This window comes from Mesorhizobium sp. WSM4832, assembly GCF_055811115.1.
In genome coordinates this window covers 174,666-194,940 of the sequence record NZ_JBVVQH010000009.1, presented here as the reverse complement: position 1 = coordinate 194,940, position 20,275 = coordinate 174,666, and the positions used below count along the sequence as shown (strand labels likewise).

The 20,275-nt window shown below is 65.1% G+C and carries 23 protein-coding genes; 8 read left to right on the top strand and 15 right to left on the bottom strand.

The features are described 5' to 3' along the window. Positions 1–83 precede the first annotated feature (83 nt). The 4 genes from AC0L2L_RS15280 to AC0L2L_RS15265 all read left to right on the top strand — a co-directional run bounded on the left by AC0L2L_RS15280 (position 84) and on the right by AC0L2L_RS15265 (position 1,516). Positions 84–299, top strand: coding sequence for a KGG domain-containing protein (locus AC0L2L_RS15280; RefSeq protein WP_473579402.1), 216 nt, complete (start codon positions 84–86; stop codon positions 297–299). 136 nt (positions 300–435) lie between these two features. Continuing rightward, positions 436–924 carry a hypothetical protein gene (locus AC0L2L_RS15275; RefSeq protein WP_473579401.1) on the top strand — a complete coding sequence of 163 codons (489 nt, stop codon included), beginning with the start codon at positions 436–438 and terminating at the stop codon, positions 922–924. A 24-nt stretch (positions 925–948) separates the two neighbouring features. Further along, positions 949–1,167, top strand: a complete 219-nt coding sequence (locus AC0L2L_RS15270; RefSeq protein WP_473579400.1) for a hypothetical protein — start codon at positions 949–951, stop codon at positions 1,165–1,167. A 31-nt stretch (positions 1,168–1,198) separates the two neighbouring features. Continuing rightward, positions 1,199–1,516, top strand: coding sequence for a plasmid stabilization protein (locus tag AC0L2L_RS15265; protein ID WP_473579399.1), 318 nt, complete (start codon positions 1,199–1,201; stop codon positions 1,514–1,516). Positions 1,517–1,676: 160 nt separating this feature from the next. Here the strand turns inward: AC0L2L_RS15265 and AC0L2L_RS15260 are convergent, their stop codons facing one another. Further along, positions 1,677–2,135, bottom strand: a complete 459-nt coding sequence (locus AC0L2L_RS15260) for an Lrp/AsnC family transcriptional regulator (RefSeq protein ID WP_027169750.1) — start codon at positions 2,133–2,135, stop codon at positions 1,677–1,679. A gap of 168 nt (positions 2,136–2,303) precedes the next feature. On the opposite strand from AC0L2L_RS15260, the gene AC0L2L_RS15255 reads away from it, so the two are divergent. Continuing rightward, positions 2,304–3,047: an AzlC family ABC transporter permease gene (locus AC0L2L_RS15255; RefSeq protein WP_473579398.1), complete on the top strand. Its 744-nt coding sequence runs from the start codon at positions 2,304–2,306 to the stop codon at positions 3,045–3,047. Further along, positions 3,044–3,346: an AzlD family protein gene (locus AC0L2L_RS15250; protein WP_473579397.1), complete on the top strand. Its 303-nt coding sequence runs from the start codon at positions 3,044–3,046 to the stop codon at positions 3,344–3,346. Before AC0L2L_RS15255 ends, AC0L2L_RS15250 begins: the two co-directional genes overlap by 4 nt. Positions 3,347–3,372: 26 nt before the next feature. Here AC0L2L_RS15250 and AC0L2L_RS15245 read toward each other — a convergent pair whose 3' ends face one another. The 6 genes from AC0L2L_RS15245 to AC0L2L_RS15220 all read right to left on the bottom strand — a co-directional run bounded on the left by AC0L2L_RS15245 (position 3,373) and on the right by AC0L2L_RS15220 (position 11,770). Further along, positions 3,373–5,469 (bottom strand): EAL domain-containing protein, encoded by a 2,097-nt coding sequence (locus AC0L2L_RS15245; RefSeq protein WP_473579396.1) that lies wholly within the window; start codon positions 5,467–5,469, stop codon positions 3,373–3,375. 151 nt (positions 5,470–5,620) lie between these two features. Then, a complete protein-coding gene (locus tag AC0L2L_RS15240) occupies positions 5,621–6,445 on the bottom strand; it encodes an ankyrin repeat domain-containing protein (RefSeq protein WP_473579395.1) in 825 nt (274 codons plus the stop codon). Positions 6,446–6,694: 249 nt separating this feature from the next. Beyond that, entirely contained in the window at positions 6,695–7,852 is a 1,158-nt protein-coding gene (locus tag AC0L2L_RS15235) for a M20 aminoacylase family protein (RefSeq protein WP_473579394.1), read from the bottom strand. Positions 7,853–7,946: 94 nt separating this feature from the next. Beyond that, on the bottom strand, positions 7,947–9,143 hold the full coding sequence (locus AC0L2L_RS15230) for a diaminopropionate ammonia-lyase (protein WP_473579393.1): 1,197 nt from the start codon (positions 9,141–9,143) through the stop codon (positions 7,947–7,949). Between the two features lie 192 nt (positions 9,144–9,335). Continuing rightward, positions 9,336–10,571, bottom strand: a complete 1,236-nt coding sequence (locus AC0L2L_RS15225) for an allantoate amidohydrolase (RefSeq protein ID WP_473579392.1) — start codon at positions 10,569–10,571, stop codon at positions 9,336–9,338. After that, positions 10,568–11,770 carry a diaminopropionate ammonia-lyase gene (locus AC0L2L_RS15220; RefSeq protein ID WP_473579391.1) on the bottom strand — a complete coding sequence of 401 codons (1,203 nt, stop codon included), beginning with the start codon at positions 11,768–11,770 and terminating at the stop codon, positions 10,568–10,570. Before AC0L2L_RS15220 ends, AC0L2L_RS15225 begins: the two co-directional genes overlap by 4 nt. Positions 11,771–11,875: 105 nt before the next feature. Between AC0L2L_RS15220 and AC0L2L_RS15215 the strand changes: the two genes are divergently transcribed. Further along, a complete protein-coding gene (locus AC0L2L_RS15215) occupies positions 11,876–12,349 on the top strand; it encodes an Lrp/AsnC family transcriptional regulator (RefSeq protein ID WP_473579390.1) in 474 nt (157 codons plus the stop codon). A gap of 196 nt (positions 12,350–12,545) precedes the next feature. Here AC0L2L_RS15215 and AC0L2L_RS15210 read toward each other — a convergent pair whose 3' ends face one another. After that, positions 12,546–13,076: a hypothetical protein gene (locus tag AC0L2L_RS15210; protein WP_473579480.1), complete on the bottom strand. Its 531-nt coding sequence runs from the start codon at positions 13,074–13,076 to the stop codon at positions 12,546–12,548. Between the two features lie 121 nt (positions 13,077–13,197). Further along, positions 13,198–13,524, bottom strand: a complete 327-nt coding sequence (locus AC0L2L_RS15205) for a DUF1330 domain-containing protein (protein ID WP_473579389.1) — start codon at positions 13,522–13,524, stop codon at positions 13,198–13,200. Between the two features lie 176 nt (positions 13,525–13,700). Here AC0L2L_RS15205 and AC0L2L_RS15200 point away from each other — a divergent pair, with 176 nt between their 5' ends. Continuing rightward, positions 13,701–14,393 carry a winged helix-turn-helix transcriptional regulator gene (locus AC0L2L_RS15200; protein WP_473579388.1) on the top strand — a complete coding sequence of 231 codons (693 nt, stop codon included), beginning with the start codon at positions 13,701–13,703 and terminating at the stop codon, positions 14,391–14,393. 42 nt (positions 14,394–14,435) lie between these two features. Here the strand turns inward: AC0L2L_RS15200 and AC0L2L_RS15195 are convergent, their stop codons facing one another. The 6 genes from AC0L2L_RS15195 to AC0L2L_RS15170 all read right to left on the bottom strand — a co-directional run bounded on the left by AC0L2L_RS15195 (position 14,436) and on the right by AC0L2L_RS15170 (position 20,055). Continuing rightward, positions 14,436–15,401, bottom strand: a complete 966-nt coding sequence (locus AC0L2L_RS15195) for a branched-chain amino acid ABC transporter permease (protein ID WP_473579387.1) — start codon at positions 15,399–15,401, stop codon at positions 14,436–14,438. Position 15,402: 1 nt separating this feature from the next. Further along, complete coding sequence (locus tag AC0L2L_RS15190; RefSeq protein ID WP_473579386.1) at positions 15,403–16,290, bottom strand: branched-chain amino acid ABC transporter permease; 888 nt, start codon at positions 16,288–16,290, stop codon at positions 15,403–15,405. A gap of 7 nt (positions 16,291–16,297) precedes the next feature. Continuing rightward, on the bottom strand, positions 16,298–17,002 hold the full coding sequence (locus tag AC0L2L_RS15185) for an ABC transporter ATP-binding protein (protein ID WP_473579385.1): 705 nt from the start codon (positions 17,000–17,002) through the stop codon (positions 16,298–16,300). Then, complete coding sequence (locus tag AC0L2L_RS15180; protein WP_473579384.1) at positions 16,995–17,795, bottom strand: ABC transporter ATP-binding protein; 801 nt, start codon at positions 17,793–17,795, stop codon at positions 16,995–16,997. The genes AC0L2L_RS15185 and AC0L2L_RS15180 overlap by 8 nt, the downstream gene beginning before the upstream one ends. Further along, on the bottom strand, positions 17,792–19,000 hold the full coding sequence (locus AC0L2L_RS15175) for an ABC transporter substrate-binding protein (protein WP_473579383.1): 1,209 nt from the start codon (positions 18,998–19,000) through the stop codon (positions 17,792–17,794). The genes AC0L2L_RS15180 and AC0L2L_RS15175 overlap by 4 nt, the downstream gene beginning before the upstream one ends. 347 nt (positions 19,001–19,347) lie before the next feature. Then, on the bottom strand, positions 19,348–20,055 hold the full coding sequence (locus AC0L2L_RS15170; protein WP_473579382.1) for an SDR family NAD(P)-dependent oxidoreductase: 708 nt from the start codon (positions 20,053–20,055) through the stop codon (positions 19,348–19,350). Positions 20,056–20,275: the final 220 nt, after the last annotated feature.

Here is a 20,275-nt window from a genome sequence, read left to right as displayed (position 1 = left end):
GCACCTGTTCCCCTTACTCAAGGATGTCGAACGCGTCCTTGAATTCACCCTCAAGGAAAATCCCAAGCAACGGAGAACTCCATATGCCCAATCAAGGCGGAACCCACGAACAGCACGTCAAGGCCGGCCAGCAGAGCCACAAGAACCGCGACGACCAGCATCGCGGGAGCGGACAGCAGCAGGCCGAGAACCGCAACATGGGCCAGCAGAATGCCGGCCAGCATCGGGGCGGCAGCGGCAACTTCGCCGAAGACCGCCAACGCGCCTCGGAGGCCGGCCGCAAGGGCGGCCAGCGATGAGTTCAAAAATGGCGTCCGTGCCGATCACGGACGCCATTTTCCACCGTCGCGCGATCCAATCCGCGATGGAACCTCTTCCCCGTCCTCCAGTTCATCTAAGGCAGCCAACGCCGCAGGATGTTCAACGGAGGCACCGATGTCCCTGCACACACTTCATCCCGAACGCGTCGACGAGACCCGCATGCAGGCCTATTCGATCTTCGGTCCCTTGCTCATCCATTCGTTGACGCAAAGACTGGCGGGCTACCAAGGCATGCGCGAACTGGACAAGCTCGAACGATCGCTGGTGCGGCTGATCGAGGAAACCGACGTTGGCGCCCCACAGGCCGAAGCGATGAAGGAATTCGCGGTCGAGCTTGTCGTGTCCACGTTGCGCAACGTGCGCGAGCATCCCGACGCCAGGCACGATTTGGAAGAGATCGACGAGCGGCGCACTGAAGGCCGTTCGGAGAATCCGGGCACGCTGGAAGAGCAGCTGCAATCCGGCCTCGAGGACAGTTTTCCGGCAAGCGATCCGCCCGCCGTGGTTTCGACTGCGATCACCGGCGGCTCGAAGAGCATCGTCGGCACCGACGAGGTGCTGCGCCGCAAGAAGGAAGCACGCCGCAAGCAGCCGGCAAGCTGATTTGGAAATCGAAGGAGGCCTGCGATGACCCAGGCAAAAGGCAAGATCCCGCATCGTCCGGGCGCCGCTCATGCGCCGCCCGGCGGCAACCTGCCGACCAAGGGTGGCGACGATCCCGACGTGCGGTTCCTGGCCGAGAACAGCGACCTGTCGCCCAGGCAGGCGCGCGAGCTGATCCGCGAGCACGGACATGACCGCGACAAGCTTTTGAGGATCGCGCTGATCATGAAGGCGGAAAGCTGACCGGCCTTCCAACGATCAAGGAGAGGAAACCATGCCACGCGGCGACAAATCGAAATACACCGACAAGCAGGAACGCAAGGCCGACCATATCGCCGAAGGCTACGAGAAGCGCGGCGTTTCCGAAAAGGAAGCTGAGCGGCGCGCCTGGGCGACCATCAACAAGGACGATGCCGGCGGCAAGAAGGACGGCGGCTCCGGCCGCGGCAAGCACACCGGCAATCCGGCCGCGCACAAGGGCGGCAGGATGGGCGGCAAGGCGTCGGGCGAGCGATCCGCGGCCGAGCGCTCGGCCTCGGCGAAGAAAGCGGCCGCGACGCGCAAGCGGAATGCGGACCACCACGCGCATTAGCCGGCTTCTCCTTCTCCCCCTTGTGGGAGAAGGTAGCCGCGAAGCGGCCGGATGAGGGGTGTTCCAGGGAACGCCAACGCCTCACTCCGCTGGAACACCCCTCATCCGTCTCGGCGCTGCGCGCCGATCCACCTTCTCCCACAAGGGGAGAAGGAAAGGCCTACAGCGGCATTTCGGACGTCTGCTTGATCGTCTGGCTGGGCACATCCGTCTTGACGTTCTGCACGCCCTTGATGCGGCTTAGATGCTCCGACTGGAAGCGGCGGTAGTCATCGATGCCGGCGGCCACGATCCGCACCATGGCGTCGCAGTCGCCCAGCATCAGATAGCACTCCATCACTTCCGGGAATTTCGCCACCTCGGCGGCGAAATGCTCGATCGTGTCCTCGTCCTGCTGCTTCAGCCAGATGCGAGTGAAGAAGGTCTGGCCGCGGCCGATCTTGGCCGGGTTGAGCACCGCGACGTAGCGGTCGATGACGCCGGCTTCCTCCAGCAGCTTGACACGGCGCAGGCAAGGCGATGGCGACAGGCCGACCTCCTTCGCCAGATCATTGTTGGCCATGCGCCCGTCGCGTTGCAGGGCGCGCAGGATGCGTCTGTCGATGTCATCCAGCTTCATAGCTTCAAATTCCAATATTTTTCCTGATTGCGCTATCGGATGCCAAATTCTGGCAGAAACGGCGCATCTTCGCAACCCGATTGCCGGGCGTTTCGGCTATGGTCCGGCGACAGATAACCCGCAACGACCGGGAGAAGGGCGGCCGCGAGGCCAGCCGAAGGCAAAGCCATGAGCGTTTCCGAGATCGCCCTCGCCGAGGGCCCGACCGCCAACCGGCGCGGCGCCGAGTTCCGGCGCGGGCTCGCCGCCTCGACGCCGGTGCTGCTCGGCATCATCCCCTATGCGCTGGTGCTTGGCGCGCAAGCCGCGCAGAAGGGCCTCTCCGTCGCCGAGGTGCCGCTGATGACCGGCCTCAACTTCGCCGGCGGGTCGGAATTCGCCGCGATCCGGCTCTGGACCTCGCCGCCGCACATCCTTCTGATCGCCGCCATCACCTTGCTGGTCAACAGCCGGCATTTCCTGATGGGCGCGGCGCTTGCGCCGTTCATCAACCATTTGCCGAAGCGCCAGGCTTTTCCGGCGTTGTTTTTGATGTGCGACGAAAGCTGGGCCGTCGGCCTGGCGGATGCCCAACGCCGCGCTTCCGCCGGCATGCGGCCGGCCTTCAGCCTTGGCTATTATCTGGGCGCCGCCCTACCCTTCTACCTGGCCTGGGTGGCGTTCACGACCTGCGGCGCCGCACTCGGCCCGGCGCTTGGAGACGTCGAGACATACGGCTTCGCCATGGCGTTCCCGGCCGTCTTCCTGGTGCTGCTCAGCGGCATGTGGAAGGGCTTTGCCGCGGCGCGTCCCTGGCTGGCCAGCCTGATGGTGGCGGCGCTTGCCTATCTCGTCGTTCCCGGCGCCTGGTATGTCGCGGCCGGCGCGCTTTCCGGCCTCGTGGCCGCGTGGTTCCTGGCAGGTGAGAAATGATCGATCCGATGACCGTGCTGGCCATCCTGGCGATGGCCGGCGTGACGTATCTGACCCGCATCGGCGGCTATGTGGTGCTGAGGAACCGCACGCTCGGCCCGCGCGCCATGGCAGTGATGGAAGCCGCGCCCGGCTGCGTGCTGATCTCGGTGATCGCGCCGGACTTCGTCTCGAAGAACCCGGCCGACCTCGCCGCCCTTGCCATCACCGTGCTTGCCGCGACGAGGCTTCCGATGCTGCCGACGGTGGTGATCGGGGTGGCTTCGGCGGGCACGTTGCGGTGGCTGATGGGTGGCTGATCTGCCTGTGGAGGAGACCGAGCGTATCAGCCCGCCCGCATCTCCAGCGTGCCGCCGGCCGCCCGCGCCACGATCGCTTCCAGCGGCTCCGGGCGGTGCAGGAAGTAACCTTGGCCATAGGCGACGCCCATGCCCATGAGGATTTCCAGCGCGTTCTTTTCCTCGACCTTCTCGGCCACCACAGCGGCGCCCATCGAGCGGGCGATGCCGACGATCGCCGAGACGATCTCGCGGTCGAAGCGGCTTTCGGCGATGTGCTCGACGAAGGAGCCGTCGATCTTGATGGCGTCGATGGGGAAGCGCCTGAGATATTCGAAGGAACTCATGCCGGCGCCGAAATCGTCGAGGCTGACGCGGCAATGGCGCTGCCTGGCCTTGCGCACGAACTCCGCCGCGGCATCGAAATTGGTGACGGCGGCGGTCTCGGTGATCTCGAACCCGACGGCCGATGGCGGCGCGCCGCTGTCGGCGATGGTCTCGTCGACGAAATCCCAGAGCTGCGGATCGGAAAGCGTCTGCGCCGACAGGTTGAAGTCGAGCGAGATGGCGCCCGCGCTCATCGCCTCGCCATGGCGCGTCAGCGCGGTGCGGATGATCCAGCGGTCGAGCCGCGCGGCAAGGCCGAAGCGTTCGGCGACCGGCATGAAATCGCCGGGCGGGATCATCTTGCCGTTGCGGGCCTCGAGCCTGGCCAGCACCTCGACATGGCGGTTGTCTTGCCATGGCTGGCCGAGCCGGTGGATCTCCTGGCCGAACAGCTTGAGCCGGCCGTCCTCCATCGCATCGACTAGGTCGGCGGCCAGCCGCGCGGCGTTGAGGCCGCCGGCGCCCGACGTCGTTTCCGGCGAGAACACGGCAAAGCGGCCGCGGCCGCCGGCCTTGGCGGCGTAACAGGCGTCGTCGGCACAAGCGAGCGCGTCGGCCACGCTCATGTTACGGTCGCGCACAAAGGCGATGCCGATGCTGGCGGCAAGCCTGCGCGAGGTGACCGCCGAACCGAGATCGGCATCGCGCACGGCGGTGAGCACGGCGCGGGCGAGGTGCTCGGCGCAGGCCTCATTGCAGTTCGGCACCAACAGAGCGAATTCGTCGCCGCCGAGGCGCGCGGCATGCGCCGACGCGGGCAGGCTGGCGAGGATGCCCGCCGCGACGCTCTTCAGCGCCAGGTCGCCGGCGGCATGGCCGGCATAGTCGTTGAGCGCCTTGAAGTAGTCGAGGTCGACATAAAACACGGCAAGCGGCAGGCGCTCGGCCATGGCGATGTTTTCGGCGAGCAGCCGGTCGAAGGCCGAGCGGTTGAGCAGCCCGGTCAGCGCATCGTGGCGCGCGGCGTAGGCCAGTTCCCCGGCGCGCTGCTTTTCGTCGGTTATGTCGCGCACGGTGCCCAGGATCTGACCGGCCGAGCCGACACCGGCGATGAAGCGCACCAGCGACTCGACATGGCGGACCTGGCCGTCACGCAAGACGATGCGGTATTGCGAGGCGACGACGCTGTTCGAGCCGGGCGCGATCTGATGGGCTCGCTCGGTGGCTTCCTTGTCATCGGGATGAAGGTAGGTGTGCCAGAGCTCGGCCGTCACCTCATCGGTATCGGCAACGAGGCCAAAGATCTCGCGGGTGCGCGCGTCCCAATAGCTTTTCCGGGTACCGATGTCGTGATGCCAGATGCCGGTGCCGCTGGCGGCAATCGCCAGGCGGAAGCGGATATTGACCTGCTCGAGTTCTGCCTCGGCCTCTTTCTGCCGGGTGATGTCGGTCTGCACGCCCATCAGCCGTACCGGGCGGCCCGCAGCGTCGCGCTCGACAATGCCGCCGCGGTCGAGCACCCAGACCCAATGGCCGTCCTTGTGGCGCAGGCGCAATTCCGTCTCGATGGAATCGACGATGCCCGCAATATGCCGGTCGCCGCTCTCCTGCGCGCGCTGGCGGTCGTCGGGATGGGTTAGTTTCAGCCAGAGATCGGACGTGTTGGCGAGTTCCTGCGGCTCGTAGCCCAGCATCTTCGACCAGGTCGGCGAATAGTAGCAATCGCCGGTCGACAGATTCCAGTCCCAGAGGCCCAGATGAGCGCGGTCAAGCGCCATCGCCCAGAACTTGCCGTTGCGTTTATCGTCGTCCGCCATTCTTTGTTCTTGCCGTCCCGTCCCGGCAATACTGCATGAAAGCAGAGAAGAAAAAGTTACCGAGGCATAATACACCGCTGCCTCCGGCCGCACGTCGTGCTTCGCTGCTGCAAGTGAATTTGCGGATCACAGGACCTGCCGACAGCGGCAATCAATTGTCGGGAAGCGGCAACGGTGCGTCACTCAAGGTCCGCAGGTAGGCGATGAGGTCCGCTCGCTTGCTCTCGTCCTGCAGACCCGCGAAAGACATATCTGTTCCAGGCAAAGTGAGCGCGGGATTCGAGATGAAAAAGTTGAGCTCCTCGAAGGTCCAATTGCCAACTGCGTCCTTTAGAGCCGACGAATACTGGACATCGCTTTGTGAACCCTTCTGGCGCCCCACGATGCCCCACAGACTGACCTTTTTGGGAACTCTGACCCCCGGCGAAAGATGACAAGCCCCGCAGGTGCTGTCGTAAATTTCCTTACCCGATTGAGCATTTGCCGATGCAAGCCGTGCCGAAATCGGCGCAATGGCTGGTCGTGCGGCGCCATGACTGCGCAAGTAGGCCACGACGTCGTCGTGACCACCAAGCTTGGCCAAATGTATGGGCGGATTTCCATTCGATGTCAGTGCGTTGACCTCTGCCCCGGCGTCCACAAGATGGATGACGCACTGAAGGCAGCCATTTTCGGCAGCCACGTGCAGCGGCGTCTGCGCTTTCGCCAACTGATTTGGATCGGCCCCGTTGTCGAGCAACAGCTTCACGATCTCAGCGTGCCCACCCTTGTTGGCGGCGTAGAGTGGCGTTCTCTGCCAACTGACTGGCAGGTTAACGTCCGCCCCATGCTTGATCAGAAGTCCGACCAGTTCGACATTTCCGCCTTCGCAGGCGATGTAGAGCGCCGTAACTCCGTCGATTTCGTTGACTTCGGCGCCTTTGTTCAAGGCGGAAGCCACCGCTGCGACGTCGCCTCCCTTGACCAGATCACCCAAGCTGCTTGCCTGGGCGGGGAGAGCGAGAAGCCAAAGCGCCCACGAAACCCGTCTCGCCCATACGCGTCCCCGCTCGATCATTGTATCCTCCCTGAGGCTGCCCACGGCCTCGTCCCGGGGCACTCAACAAGATCGACCTTCAATCTAACTCAAAGCTGAAATTTAGTATACGCTGATATAACGATCGCGACCTCGCCTTGGCATCGGATGAGATCCCGCCGCTCAGGCCTTCGCCAATCGCGGCTCCCTTCAACCTGAAGCCAGCCGCCGCCTCACTACGGCCGCGTGGAAGCGCACGCCGTGCAGCAGGGCTTCGTCGTTGAAGTCGTAGGCCGGGTTGTGCAGCGGCGCGGTCTCGCCATTGCCCATGAAGACGAAACATCCGGGCACATGGTCGAGGAAGCGGGCGAAATCCTCCGAGGCCGTCATCGGCTCAGCCGCGACCTTGACGGCGCCCTCGCCGAATATGGCTCGGGCTGCCGCAAGTGCTTCGTCGACAAGCGTGGCATCGTTGATCAAGGGCACGAACTCGCGGGTGTAAGCTATTTCAGCCGCGACGTTATAGGCCTGCGCTGTGCCTTTGGCGATGCGGCGCATCTCCCTTTCGATCGCGGCACTCACCTCAGGCCGGAAACTGCGGCAGTCGCCGAGGATGCGCGCCATGCCCGGCAGCGCGTTGCGGGTGCCGTCGGTGATGAGCTCGGTGACCGAGACGACGCCGATATCGGCCGGGCTCAGGCGGCGCGAGACGATGGTCTGCAAATTGACCACCAGCGCGCAGGCGGCGACCATAGTCTCCTGCCCGGCGTGTGGCCGCGCAGCGTGGCCGCCGAGGCCTTTGAGCACGATCTCGAAATTGTCCTCGGCCGACATGACCGGGCCGCTCCGGGTCTCGAAATGGCCGACTGGCAGGCCCGGCATGTTGTGCAGCCCGAAAATCTCCTCGAAGGGAAAGCGCTCCAGCAACCCGTCCTCCAGCATCGCCAGAGCGCCCCTGCCCCATTCCTCGGCCGGCTGGAAGATGAAGCGCACAGTGCCGTCGAAGCCGCCTTCGCTGGCCAGCAGCTTGGCCGCGCCGAGCAGCATCGATGTGTGGCCGTCATGGCCGCAGGCATGCATGGTGCCGGGCGTCCGCGAGCAATAAGGCGCGGTTCCCTGCTCGGCGATGCGCAGCGCATCCATGTCGGCGCGCAACGCGATGGCGCGGTTGCCGCTGCCTCGGGTCAGCGTGCCGACGACGCCGGTGCCGCCGATGCCCTCGACGACCTCCAGCCCGAACTCCCGCAATTTCGCGGCGACGAAGGCGGCCGTGCGCTTTTCCTCGAAGCCGAATTCGGGATGGGCGTGGAGATCGTGCCGCCACGCCGTCATCTCGCCGTGCAGTGCCTCCCGGTCGAGTTTGGCCATCGGTCGCCCTCCATCTCTTTGAGTTCGCGCAATTGCGGACGGGAGGCTACGGCGAAGTCGCCGAGCCTGACAGCTGCAATTTGCCGGAATTGCTTCAGGCAACCTGCATGAGCACCTCGTCCGGGGCGACGCCGACCAGCTCGGCATAGCGGCCTGGATCGGTCGCTCCCTCCGAGTTGATGACGAGGACGCGCGAATGGGTGTCGAGGCCGAGTGTTGCCCGCACAGGCTTGTCGCCCGCCGCACGGATCAGTCCGGCGAGCCCTGCCCCGCCGCTCTCGCCGGAGACGATCGCCGGATCGTGGCCCGAGGGCCGCGCTAGCCGCTTCATCACCGCGACCGCATCCTCTTCGTCCACCGTCATGAAGGCATCGCCGACGCGCGACAGCACGCGGCAGGCGACCAGGGACGGTTCGGCGCATTCGAGCATCGTCATGACGGTCGGCTGCTGGTGTGCGATCGATACCGGACGTCCGGCCTGGACCGAAGCGTAGACGCAAGCCGAGCGCCTCGGCTCGACCACCACGGCTTTTGGCCGCCTCGAGCCGAGCATAATCGCCATATGGCCGGCCATCGCCGCCGCGAAGCCGCCGACGCCGGCCTGCAGGAAGATATGGGTGGGCGGCTCGGCCATGCGCCGCAGCGCCTCGCGCACGATCACCGTATAGCCCTGCATGACAAGGCCGGGGACGCGCTCGTAGCCCAGCCAGGAGGTGTTGGAGACGATCTTCCAGCCGCGCTCGGCGCCGACGCGGGCGACTTCGCGCACGGCATGATCATAGCCGCCCTCGACCTCGACGATCTCGGCGCCGAAGCGGGCAATGGCAGCGACACGCTCGCGGCTTACGCCGGCATGGACGAAGATCACCGAACGCGCGCCGACCAGGCCGGCGCCCTGCGCGACCGAACGGCCATGGTTGCCATCGGTGGCGCAGACGAAGATCATGCCGGAGGCGATCTCGCGCACTCTTGGCTCGCCGATCTCGCCGACATCGACGTCGCGGCCGAGGCGCTTGCTGGCCTCCTCCAGCACCAGCCGGATGACGGCATAGGCGCCGCCCAGCGCCTTGAAGGAGCCAAGGCCAAGCCGCTGGCCCTCATCCTTGATGTGAAGCGCCGCGATGCCGAGTTCATCGGCCAGCGCCGGCAAGGCGTGCAGCGGTGTCTCGGCATGGTTGTCGCGCGCCTTGAGATAGTGCTCGGCCCGCTCGCCTCCCGCCATGCCGAGGGACTCGGCATCGGTGGCAACCAATGGCTGGTTGTGTTCGGGACGTTGGTTGATGAGCAGCATGCTATTCTTCCTGCGAGGCACTGGACTGCGTTGGCGGGCGCGATTCCGGCGCCTTAATTCAGCTAAGTGATTGATTTTTGTTTCGATCAGATGTCGCCGAATGTTCGCCAGGACCTCCTCGATACCGCCAACATGACTATTTTTGGTGGTATTTTTCCCGGCGACCCCGCTCATTTGCGTTCGTCCCCGGAATCAACCGGCAGCCAGCTTGGCGGCGACGCCGAGCAGGATGTTGGCGCCTGCAACCAGTTCGCCGGCGGCGGTGAACTCGGCCGGATTATGGCTGATGCCGCCCCGGCTCGGCACGAAGATCATCGCGGACGGCGCGATGCGCGCGATCATCTGGGCGTCGTGGCCGGCGCCCGAGGTCATGCGCCGGCAGGAAAGACCGGCGGCCCTGGCGCCATCCTCGATCAGCGAAACGATGCGGGCATCGAAGGTCACCGGCTCGAAACGCGCCAGGCTTTCGGCATGGATCGTGATGCCGGTGCTCGCGGAAAGGTTGTCGAGGAAGGCGGCGAGCGCTGCTTCCTCTTCGCGAAGGTGGGTTTCGTCGGGATCGCGAAGATCAATGGTGAAGGTCGCCCGCGACGGGATGACGTTGATGGCGTTGGGCTCGAAGGCGATGGTGCCGACGGTCGCGACCGTCCGCGTTGGCGAGGCGGCAGCGCGGTCCGCCAGGAAGCAGATCACCCGCGCGGCGGCGAGGCCGGCATCGCGGCGCATCGACATCGGCGTGGTGCCGGCATGGTTGGCCTCGCCGTCGATCGTTATGCGCTGCCAGGAAATGCCCTGCAGGTTTTCGACCGCGCCGATGGCGATGCCCTCGCGCTCGAGCACCGGCCCCTGCTCGACATGCAGCTCGACATAGGCATGCGGCTCGAGGAAACCGGGCTCGTGCTTGCCGGCGTAGCCGATACGCTCCAGCTCCTTGCCCAGCACCGAGCCGTCGGTGCCGATCGAGGTCAGCGCCTGCTCGAGGCCGCGGCCGCCGGCAAAGACCAGCGAGCCCATCATATCGGGGGAATAGCGCACGCCCTCCTCATTGGTGAAGGCCGCGACCACGACCGGGCGGCCCGGCGCGAAACCAGCCTCCTTCAGGCTCTCGATCACTTCAAGAGCAGCGAGCACGCCGTAGCAGCCGTCATAGATGCCGGCGTCGATCACGGTGTCGATATGCGAGCCGAGCATGACCGGCGCCTGGCTTTCGTTGGCGCCATCCTTCCAGATGCCAAAAATGTTGCCGATACGGTCGACGGCGACCTCGAGCCCTGCCTCCTCCAGCCAGCCGACGAGGCGGTCGCGGCCGAGCCGGTCCATGTCGGAGGCGGCGACGCGGACGAGCCGCCCTTGCGCGTCGCGGCCGATTCTGCCGAGCTCCTCGATGCGGCCAACAAGACGCTCGGCATTGATCGTCGGGTCACTCATGCCGGCTGCCTCGCTTGTGCAACCTCATCCGGCGTCATCCCGACCAGTTCGACATAGCGGCCCGGGTCGGTCGCGCCTTCGGAGTTGATGATAAGCACGCGGGAGCCCGCATCAAGGCCAAGCGCCGCCCGCATCTTCTTGTCGCTTGCGGCGCGGATCAGCCCGGCGAGCCCTGCCCCGCCGCTCTCGCCGGAGACGATCGCCGGATCATTGCCTGAAGGCCGCGCCAGGCGGTTCATCACCGAAACCGCATCTTCTTCGTCCACGGTCATGAAAGCATCTCCGACCCGCGACAACACGCGCCAGGCGACCAAGGACGGCTCGTAGCATTCGAGCATCGCCATCACGGTTGGCTTGCTGTGCGCAATGGCGATTGGACGCCCGGCCTTTGCGGTGGCGTAGACGCACGCCGCCCGCGCGGGCTCGACCACGATTGCCTTCGGGCGACGCTGGCCAAGCATGATGGCGAGATGGCCGGCGACCGCCGCGGCGAAACCGCCGACGCCGGCCTGCAGGAAGACATGGGTGGGCGGCTCAGGCAAGCGCTTCAGCGCCTCGCGCACGATCACGGTGTAGCCCTGCATCACCAGCCCCGGTATGCGTTCGTAGCCCGGCCAGGATGTGTCGGAGACGACGGTCCAGCCGCGCTCCGCGGCCACGCGGGCGGCTTCCCGGACCGACTGGTCGTAGTCGCCCGCGACGCGCATGATCTCGGCGCCGAAGCGGGCGATCGCCGCCACGCGTCCGTTGCTGACGCCCGAATGGACGAAGATGACGGAGCGCGCGCCAACAAGGCCGGCGCCCTGCGCCACCGAGCGTCCGTGATTGCCGTCGGTGGCGCAGACGAAAATCATGCCGGCGGCAACCGCCTTCACGTCAGGGCTATTCAGTTCCTCGACCTCGACGGCGCGGCCGAGGCGCCTGCCTGCCTCCTCCAGCACCAGATGCATAACGGCATAGGCACCGCCCAGCGCCTTGAAGCTGCCGAGGCCGAGGCGTTTGCCTTCGTCCTTCACGTGAACCGAGCCGACGCCGAGTTCGCCGGCTAGCACCGGCAAGGCGTGCAGCGGCGTCTCGGCATGGTTGTTGCGCGCGGCAAGGAAACGCTCGGCCTCCCCGGCGCCGGCGAGCCCAAGCGTCGCGGCGTCTTCCTCGGTCAGTGGCTGGCGATGATCCGGGAGGTGGTTGAGCAGGAACATGGATCGGCTTTCTCCTCTTGATGGCTGAAATTTATTGCACAGCGAGCGAGAAAGGCGCTCTGTTTTGCCATCTCCAATGCAAGTTTGTTTCGTTTGGACGCCGCCATGTCCGCTTCGCCCGACCTCGACGCCTTCGACCGCGCCATCCTTTCCATCCTGCAGAAGGACAACGCCACGCCGCAGCGCACGATCGGCGAGAGGGTGAACCTGTCGGCGCCGGCCGTGCAGCGGCGCATCAAGCGCATGGAGGAGACCGGCGTCATCCGCGCCAACGTCGCGCTGGTCGATCCGGCCCGGCTCGGCCACCCGATCACGATCTTCGTCGAGGTGGAGGTCGAGAGCGAACGCGCCGAGCTGATCGACGCCGCCAAGCGCGGCTTCGCCGCGGTGCCGGAAGTGCAGCAGTGCTACTACGTCACCGGCGAGGCCGATTTCATCCTCGTCGTCACCGTGGCGACTATGGCCGAGTACGAGGCGCTGACGGGACGGCTGTTCTTCGAGAACAACAACGTCAAAAGGTTTCGCACGTTTGTGGCGATGGACCGCGTGAAGGTCGGGCTGGAAGTGCCGGTGGGGTGAGAGTTAACTGACCTTCTCCCCTTGTGGGAGAAGGTGGATCGGCGCGCAGCGCCGAGACGGATGAGGGGTGTTCCAGCGGAGTGAGACGTTGGAGTTCCCTGGAGCACCCCTCATCCGACCGAGCTTCGCTCGGCCACCTTCTCCCACAAGGGGAGAAGGAAGAACCGCGTCCTCGGCTTGTGCCAATCCTCAAACGTTACTGGGTCGGCGCCGGCGCGTGTTCGCACGACACTTTCGGGTTCATGTCGGCGAAGGTGCCGGTCGGGTTGCCCTTCCAGGCCCAGACATGCAGCTCGTAGAACTCGCCCAGGCCGTAGCGGTTGGGCGCGCTGTTGAAGTTGAACAGCTGGCCGTCGAGCGATGCCGGACCCTTGGAGGTGATGTATTCGACCGCGACCAGCTTCATCGTGCCATCCGCCATCGGCTCGTACATGACCGCTTCGGGACGGGCGATGTCGATCTTGTCGTCCTTCAGATATTGGCCGTTGACGTAGTGGATGCCCATGGCGCCGCCGGTGATGCCGCTGGCGCAGGGAATGGGCGCATAGCCCTCGGCGGTCGCGGCCTTCACGTCGAGAAACCGGCTGTTGGCCTCCCGCACCTTGCCGGCCAGCGGACTGTCGCCGGACACGGACGCAGCCGCGTCCTGATGCGCCTGAGCGAGAGTCGCGCAGGCCGACAGCGCTGCCGCCGCCATGAGCAGCCTGTTCCAAAAGTTTGGTGTCATGTTCATTGCGTTCTTCCTGAAAAAGCCCGGCTGGCCGGCCGCCGAAAATACGGCGGCGCGACAGGCAAGCGCCGCGGCTGTTTGTGCTTGATGATCCCGGGTACGATGCGGCGGTCGCCGATCATCCCTTCGGCAGGTACGAAATCGTTCCGGCCAGATCGGTGTTGTCGATCAGCTGGAAACGGCTGTCGCTGCCGCCCCGGCGGGCCGACACGAAGGGCGCATAGGCCGGATCGTCGGTGAAGGCGCGAGCCGCTGATTCCGACGGGAAGGCCATCAGCGCGATCAGCGTGGTGTCGAGCGGCTTGCCCTCAACCGTCTTCACATTGCCGCTGCGCGCCAGGTACCGTCCGCCATGCTTGTGAACGAGGTCGTGCACGGTGGCGGCATAGTCCGGTATCCATTTCGGGTCTTTCACCTTGATGTCTGCGATAAGGTAGGCGGTCATGGTTAGTCTCCTGGTTCGGCGCACAGGGGTATCCCGTGCATCGGCCAAAGGGCTCGCATGACAGGGCCAGTGCCAGCCAGTCCGCGATCTGTACTGGGCCGGTACAGTTTCTGTACTCGCCGCTTCAATCATGAAGGTCTAATGTTCGGTGCAGCTTCGAGGGAGAGACACCATTCATGGCCCAGCACGGATACAAGCAGTTCTGCCCGCTATCGATGGCCGCCGAGGTGCTGTGCACCCGCTGGACGATGGTGCTGATGCGCGAGCTGGTGGCGGGCTCGACCCGCTTCAACGACCTGCGCCGCGGCGTGCCGAAGATGTCGCCAACCCTTCTGTCACAACGGCTGAAGGAGCTCGAAATAGCGGGCATCGTCGAGCGCAAGGAAGTGCCCGGCGAGAAGGGAATCTTCGAATACCGGCTCACCGAAGCAGGGCGGGATTTGCGCCCCGTGGTCGAGGCCATGGGCTTCTGGGGACAGAAATGGGTCGAGTCGCGGCTGTCGCTGAAGAACCTCGATCCGTCGCTGCTGATGTGGGACATGCGGCGCAATTTGAATCCCACGCCGCTGCCCGAAGGGCGAACGGTGATACAATTCCTGTATCAGGACCTGCCGGCGTCGAAACGCTCCTGGTGGCTGATCGTCGAGAAGCATGGCGAGGTCGACCTGTGCTGGTACGATCCAGGCTTCGCGGTCGACCTCTACGTCTCGACCGACCTGCACACGATGACGGCGATCTGGATGGGGCTGCTGACCGTCGAGAAGGCCGGCGCGAAGGTCGCTCTGACCGGCGACAAGGCCATCGGCAGGAAGATGCAGACCTGGCTGGGGCTCAGCCCGTTCGCGGTGGAACCCAAGCGCGCGGCGTAGGACTGCTAATCTCCCCCCGCAAGGGGGAGATCCCCGTTGCGCTCACTCTCCCCGCCCCAGCCACCGCGCGTAGATCTCACCGACAATCCCGCGCCGGAAGACGAGCACGCAGACCATGAAGATGAGCCCGGTGGCGATGGTCACCGGGAAGCCGGACGTCGCCAGCGTGTTCTCCAGGCCGACGACAAGGCCCGCGCCGACCGCCGGGCCAGCCATGGTGCCGATGCCGCCGAGCAGCGTCATCAAGATCACCTCGCCCGACATCTGCCAAGTGACGTCGGTGAGCGTGGCGAACTGGAAAACGATCGCCTTGGTGGCGCCGGCAAAGCCGGCAAGGGCTGCCGACATGACGAATGCGGCGAGCTTGTAGCGGCCGACGGAATAGCCGAGCGAAATGGCGCGGTTCTCGTTCTCGCGGATCGAGCGCAGGATCATGCCGAAAGGCGAGTTGACGATGCGCCAGATGGCGAAGACGCCGATCAGGAAAACGGCGAGCACGAAGAAATACATGTTCATGGTTACGCCGAGATCGATGACGCCGAAGAGATGTCCGCGCGCAACGCCCTGGATGCCGTCCTCGCCTTCGGTGAAGGGTGCCTGGACGCAGAAGAAGTAGAACATCTGCGCCAGCGCCAGCGTGATCATCGAGAAATAGATGCCTTGCCGGCGGATGGCGAGGAAGCCCATGACGAGGCCCATGCATGCGGCGCCGGCAGTGCCGAGCAGGATGCCGGCCTCGGGCGGCCAGTCCCAGGCTTTCACCGCATAAGCGCAGAAATAGGCGGCGCCGCCGAAGAAGGCGGCGTGGCCGAAGGAGAGCAGCCCGGTGTAGCCCAAGAGCAGGTTGAAGGCGCAGGCGAACAGCGCGAAGCACAGCATCTTCATCACGAAGATCGGGTAGACGACGAAGGGCGCGGCGATCAGCGCCACGATGCCGAGCGCCACCAGCGCCCGTTCCAGCCTGACGGACGCAGCGGCGCGTTCCTGGTGCAGGGTAGCCTCGCTCATCTCACGCGTCCCTTCCGAACAGGCCGGCCGGGCGCAGGAGCAGCACGACCGCCATGATGACGAAGACGACGAGGTTCGAGGCCTCGGGATAGAAAACCTTGGTCAGGCCCTCGGCAAGGCCGAGCATGTAGCCGGTGACGATGGCGCCGAGGATCGAACCCATGCCGCCGACCACGACGACGGCGAAGACGACGATGATGATGTCCGAGCCCATCAGCGGGCTGACCTGGTAGACCGGAGCGGCAAGAATGCCGGCGAGGCCCGCAAGGGCCGCGCCCAGCCCGTAGGTGAGCGTGAGCAGCTGCGGCACGTTGACGCCGAAGGCCTGCACCAGCTCCGGATTCTCGGTCGCGGCACGCAGGTACGAGCCGAGCCTGGTCCTCTCGATCAGCAGCCAGGTGCCGATGCAGACGATGAGCGAGGCGACCACCACCCAGCCGCGATAATTGGGCAGGAACATGAAGCCGAGATTGGTGCCGCCGGCAAGCAGCGCAGGCACCGCGTATGGGTTGCCGGAGACGCCGTAATAATAGCGAAAGACGCCTTCGATGACCAAGGCGAGGCCAAAGGTGAAGAGCAGGCCATAGAGGGGATCGAGGCGGTAGAGCCGCGACAAAGCGAGACGTTCCACCACCATGCCGAACAGGCCGACGACAAGCGGCACCAGGACCAACGCCGGCCAGTAGCCGATGCCCAGATGCACCAACAGCAGATAGCCGATGAAGGCGCCCAGCATATAGAGCGCGCCATGGGCGAAATTGATGATGCGCAGCAGGCCGAAGATGACGGCAAGGCCGAGGCTGAGCATGGCGTAGAAGGAGCCGTTGATGAGGCCGACCAAAAGCTGACCGAGCAAGGCCTGGATGGGGATGCCGAAGATCATGGTCATTTGGCCATCATACTCCCAGCACCTCGTGCAGCTTGTCGGTGTGCGCGGAAAGCTCGCCCACGGCAAAACCTTCCACCACCTTGCCGTGGTCCATCAGGTAGAAGCGGTCGGCGATGCGGGCGGCGAAGCGGAAATTCTGCTCGACCAAAAGGATGGTCATGCCGCGCTTCTTCAGCGTCGCCAGCAGCTCGCCGATGCGCTGCACGATCACCGGCGCGAGACCCTCGGTCGGCTCGTCGAGCAAAAGCATTTCGACGCCCGTCCGAAGAATGCGGGCGATGGCCAGCATCTGCTGCTCGCCGCCGGAGAGTTTCGTGCCCTGGCTGTTGCGGCGCTCCTTGAGGTTGGGGAAGAGTTCGAAGATCTCCTCCACGCTCATGCCGCCCTTGGCCACGACCGGCGGCAGGATCAGGTTCTCGTCGACGGTCAGCGTGGCGAAGATGCCGCGCTCTTCCGGCACGAAGCCGATGCCCTGATGCGCGACGCGGTGCAGCGGCAGGCCGATCAGGTTCTTGCCGTTGAAGGTGACGGTCCCCGTACGCTTGCGGATCAGGCCCATGATGGCGCGCAAAGTCGTGGTCTTGCCGACGCCGTTGCGGCCGAGCAACGTGACGGTCTCGCCGCGCCTGACATCGAGGTTGACGCCGTGCAGGGCATGGCCCTCGCCGTACCAGGCATGGAGGTTGCGCACGGCAAGCAGCGGCTCACTCATGCTCGGTCCCCATATAAGCAACGCGGACGCGCTCGTCCTTGCTGACGGTGGCGTAGTCGCCGGCCGCCAGCACCTGGCCGCGCTGCATGACTGTGATCCAGTCGCAAAGGTCGGCGACGACGGTAAGGTTGTGCTCGACCATCAGCACGGCGCGGTCTTTTGCGAGCGAGCGGATGATGCCAGAGATCATGCCGACATCCTCATGCCCCATGCCAGCCATCGGCTCGTCGAGCAGCAGCACCTTGGGATCCAGCGCCAGCGTGGTGGCGATCTCCAGCACGCGCTTCCTGCCATAGGAGAGATCGCCGGCGAGACGATGCGCTGCATCGTCGAGGCCGACGACGGCGAGCAGCTCGCGCGCCCTTGGCGTGAGTTGATCCAGCGCCGAGACCGGGCGCCAGAATTGGTAGCCAAGCCCGCCCGGGCGCTGCAGCGCGACGCGGACATTGTCGAGGACGGAGAGGTGCGGAAAGATCGCCGATATCTGGAAGGAGCGGACGAGGCCCATGCGCGCCACTTTTGCCGGCGGCGTGCGGGTGATGTCGGTGCCGAGCAATTCGATCCTGCCGCTGGTCGGCTGCAGGAATTTGGTCAACAGGTTGAAGATGGTGGTCTTGCCGGCGCCGTTTGGGCCGATCAGCGCATGGATTTTTGCGTGATGGACGTCGAGATCGACATCCTTCACCGCGACGAAACCGGCGAAGTCGCGCCTGAGGCCGCGGGCGGAAAGCACCAACCGCGGCGTCTGATCCGTGCCGTCCGGGCGGACAGCGGTGGCGGTGGCGAGCGTCACTTGGTGACGAGCGGGCAGCCGCTGTCCTCGGCCTTCATGAAGGCCTTGTCGCCGGGAATGGTCGCCAGATAGGTGTAGTAGTCCCAGTCCTTCTTCGACTCTTCCGGCTTCTTGACCTGATAGAGATACATGTCGTGCACCATCGAGCCGTCGGCCTGCACCTTGCCGTTGGCGGTGAAGACGTCGTCGACCGGCATCTCATGCAGTTGCTTGGCCACCGCCTCGGTCTCGTCGGTGCCGGCCTTGTCTATGGCCTTCAGATACTGCGTCACCGCCGAATAGGTGCCGGCCTGGATCATGTTCGGCATGCGGTTGGTGCGCTTGAAGAAGCGTTGGGCGAATTCGCGGCTCTTGTCGTCGCGGTCCCAGTAAAAGCCTTCGGTTAGCACCACGCCCTGCGCCGCCTGCAGGCCGAGCCCGTGCACTTCGGCGAGCGTGAAGAGGAGCGCGGCCAGCCGCTGGCCACCGGCGACGATGCCGAACTCCGCCGCTTGCTTGATCGAGTTGGAGGTATCGAGGCCGGCATTGGCAAGCCCGACGATCTTGGCGCTGGAGGACTGCGCCTGGAGCAGGAAGGAGGAATAGTCGGTGGAACCCAACGGATAGCGCACCTCGCCCAGCACCTTGCCGCCGCTGGCCTCGACGAGCTTGGCGGTCTGGTCCTTCAGCGAATAGCCGAACGCGTAGTCGACGGTGATGAAATACCAGCTGTCGCCACCCTGCTTGACCAGCTCGCCGCCCGTGCCAACGGCCTGCGAATGCGTGTCATAGGCCCAGTGGAAACCATAGGGCGAGCACTGCTTGCCGGTGAGGTCGGTGGCGGCGGCGCCGGTGACGATGTCGATCTTCTTCTTTTCCTTGGAAAGCCCCTGGACGGCCAAAGCCACCGAAGACGTCGTGAGCTCCATGATCGCGTCGACCTGCTCGGTGTCGTACCACTGGCGCGCGATGTTGGAGGCGATGTCGGGCTTGTTCTGGTGGTCGGCGCTGACGATCTCGATCGGCGCGCCCTGCACCTTGCCGCCGAAATCCTCGACCGCCATCTTGGCGGCCTCGACCGACCATTTGCCGCCGAAATCGGCATAGACGCCCGACTGGTCGTTGAGGATGCCGATCTTGACCTTGCCGTCGGAGATTTCGCCAGCCGCCGCCGGCATTGCAGACGCCGCAATGAGCGCGGCGGAGACGAGACAGGATGCTTTCACTGGTGGTTCCTCCCTGGTGGCCAACCACAGGAAACGCGGCGGCCTCGCAATGGTTCAACAGTTCCGTCCGATATCCGTGAGAAATTGCGGGCCGCGCCCCGCTCGCCGTCCCTCCTCTGCCGCTCGCGCCGCCGCCCGGGAGCGCGAAACCTAGCATCACATTTCGCGGGCCGAGAATGCTATTTTCGTAGCATAGCGAATGGCGCGGCGGGGCGAATCCGATTCTGGGCTGCTTGCTGGCTAAAGCATTGACCCGGCTAGTTTTTTCCACTCTTGCTGCGATTTCGCGACGACCAAGTGGAAAAACCATATTTTTCAATGGTTTACCCCCGAAATCTTAGCTTCAATCACCACGGCAGCTTTTTGCCATCGCGAAAAAAGCCGCCGGTCGGGCCGTCGTCAGGCAAGGTCGCGGCCCAGACGATGCCGGCGGCACCTTGCGCCACGGGACGGCCGCCAGGGCCGCCCATGTCGGTCGCGACCCAGCCGGGGCAGATCGAATTGACCAGCACGCCTGAACCGCGCAACTCGGCGGCCAGGATGCGGGTCAGCGCGTTGAGCGTCGCCTTGCTGGTCGAATAGGCCGGCGCGCCCGCGCCCATCGAGGCGAGCGAGCCGCCTTCCGACGAGACATTGACCAGCCGGCCATGGCCGGAAGCGCCGAGCAGCGGCGCGAAGGCGACAGCGACGCGCCAGGCGCCGAAGACGTTGGTCTCGAAAGCCTCGCGGATCACCGTCCAGTCCGGCTTGAGCGCTCGCGCCGACGGGTCGTAATGGATGGCGGCGTTGTTGACCAGAACGTCGAGCCGGCCGAACCGGCGCTCGACCTCGGCCGCGGCCTGCACGGCCGCTTCGGGCGCCGCGACATCCAACGCGATCGCCTCGACTTTGCCGCCGAGCTTTTTCGCCGCCGCCTCGCCCTTGGCGAAGTCGCGCGCACCGATGAGCACGGTGAAACCCAGTTCAGCGAGTTGGCGGGCCGTTTCCAGGCCGATGCCACGGTTGCCGCCGGTGACCAGCGCCACCTTGCCGGATTGATTTGTGTTGCCGGTCATTGCTCCTGCTCCTTCGGCTCCTTGTGTCCACTGCAAGATCGCATCGATCGCGCCGTTTGATTAGGGTGAAGAGTTCGCAATCATTATACGACGCGCCTCATGAGTGGCTCTGAGCCAACTGCGTTCGCCATTGCCGCGGCAGGGGGCGTAGCCGCATCCGGAAGCGCTGCCCCTCGCCGATCGCCATGCGGCCACTTCCCCATTCCGCGGTGCGCGGACC

Bases quoted from the DNA above. Each gene is read 5' to 3' on its own strand.
- AC0L2L_RS15225 (WP_473579392.1), bottom strand. From the start codon at position 10,571: ATGAGTGACCCGACGATCAATGCCGAGCGTCTTGTTGGCCGCATCGAG.
- AC0L2L_RS15205 (WP_473579389.1), bottom strand. From the start codon at position 13,524: ATGACCGCCTACCTTATCGCAGACATCAAGGTGAAAGACCCGAAATGG.
- AC0L2L_RS15195 (WP_473579387.1), bottom strand. From the start codon at position 15,401: ATGAGCGAGGCTACCCTGCACCAGGAACGCGCCGCTGCGTCCGTCAGG.
- AC0L2L_RS15265 (WP_473579399.1), top strand. From the start codon at position 1,199: ATGCCACGCGGCGACAAATCGAAATACACCGACAAGCAGGAACGCAAG.
- AC0L2L_RS15170 (WP_473579382.1), bottom strand. From the start codon at position 20,055: ATGACCGGCAACACAAATCAATCCGGCAAGGTGGCGCTGGTCACCGGC.
- AC0L2L_RS15210 (WP_473579480.1), bottom strand. From the start codon at position 13,076: ATGACACCAAACTTTTGGAACAGGCTGCTCATGGCGGCGGCAGCGCTG.
- AC0L2L_RS15200 (WP_473579388.1), top strand. From the start codon at position 13,701: ATGGCCCAGCACGGATACAAGCAGTTCTGCCCGCTATCGATGGCCGCC.
- AC0L2L_RS15220 (WP_473579391.1), bottom strand. From the start codon at position 11,770: ATGTTCCTGCTCAACCACCTCCCGGATCATCGCCAGCCACTGACCGAG.
- AC0L2L_RS15280 (WP_473579402.1), top strand. From the start codon at position 84: ATGCCCAATCAAGGCGGAACCCACGAACAGCACGTCAAGGCCGGCCAG.
- AC0L2L_RS15235 (WP_473579394.1), bottom strand. From the start codon at position 7,852: ATGGCCAAACTCGACCGGGAGGCACTGCACGGCGAGATGACGGCGTGG.
- AC0L2L_RS15255 (WP_473579398.1), top strand. From the start codon at position 2,304: ATGAGCGTTTCCGAGATCGCCCTCGCCGAGGGCCCGACCGCCAACCGG.
- AC0L2L_RS15245 (WP_473579396.1), bottom strand. From the start codon at position 5,469: ATGGCGGACGACGATAAACGCAACGGCAAGTTCTGGGCGATGGCGCTT.
- AC0L2L_RS15250 (WP_473579397.1), top strand. From the start codon at position 3,044: ATGATCGATCCGATGACCGTGCTGGCCATCCTGGCGATGGCCGGCGTG.
- AC0L2L_RS15260 (WP_027169750.1), bottom strand. From the start codon at position 2,135: ATGAAGCTGGATGACATCGACAGACGCATCCTGCGCGCCCTGCAACGC.
- AC0L2L_RS15270 (WP_473579400.1), top strand. From the start codon at position 949: ATGACCCAGGCAAAAGGCAAGATCCCGCATCGTCCGGGCGCCGCTCAT.
- AC0L2L_RS15230 (WP_473579393.1), bottom strand. From the start codon at position 9,143: ATGCTGCTCATCAACCAACGTCCCGAACACAACCAGCCATTGGTTGCC.
- AC0L2L_RS15275 (WP_473579401.1), top strand. From the start codon at position 436: ATGTCCCTGCACACACTTCATCCCGAACGCGTCGACGAGACCCGCATG.
- AC0L2L_RS15190 (WP_473579386.1), bottom strand. From the start codon at position 16,290: ATGACCATGATCTTCGGCATCCCCATCCAGGCCTTGCTCGGTCAGCTT.
- AC0L2L_RS15215 (WP_473579390.1), top strand. From the start codon at position 11,876: ATGTCCGCTTCGCCCGACCTCGACGCCTTCGACCGCGCCATCCTTTCC.
- AC0L2L_RS15185 (WP_473579385.1), bottom strand. From the start codon at position 17,002: ATGAGTGAGCCGCTGCTTGCCGTGCGCAACCTCCATGCCTGGTACGGC.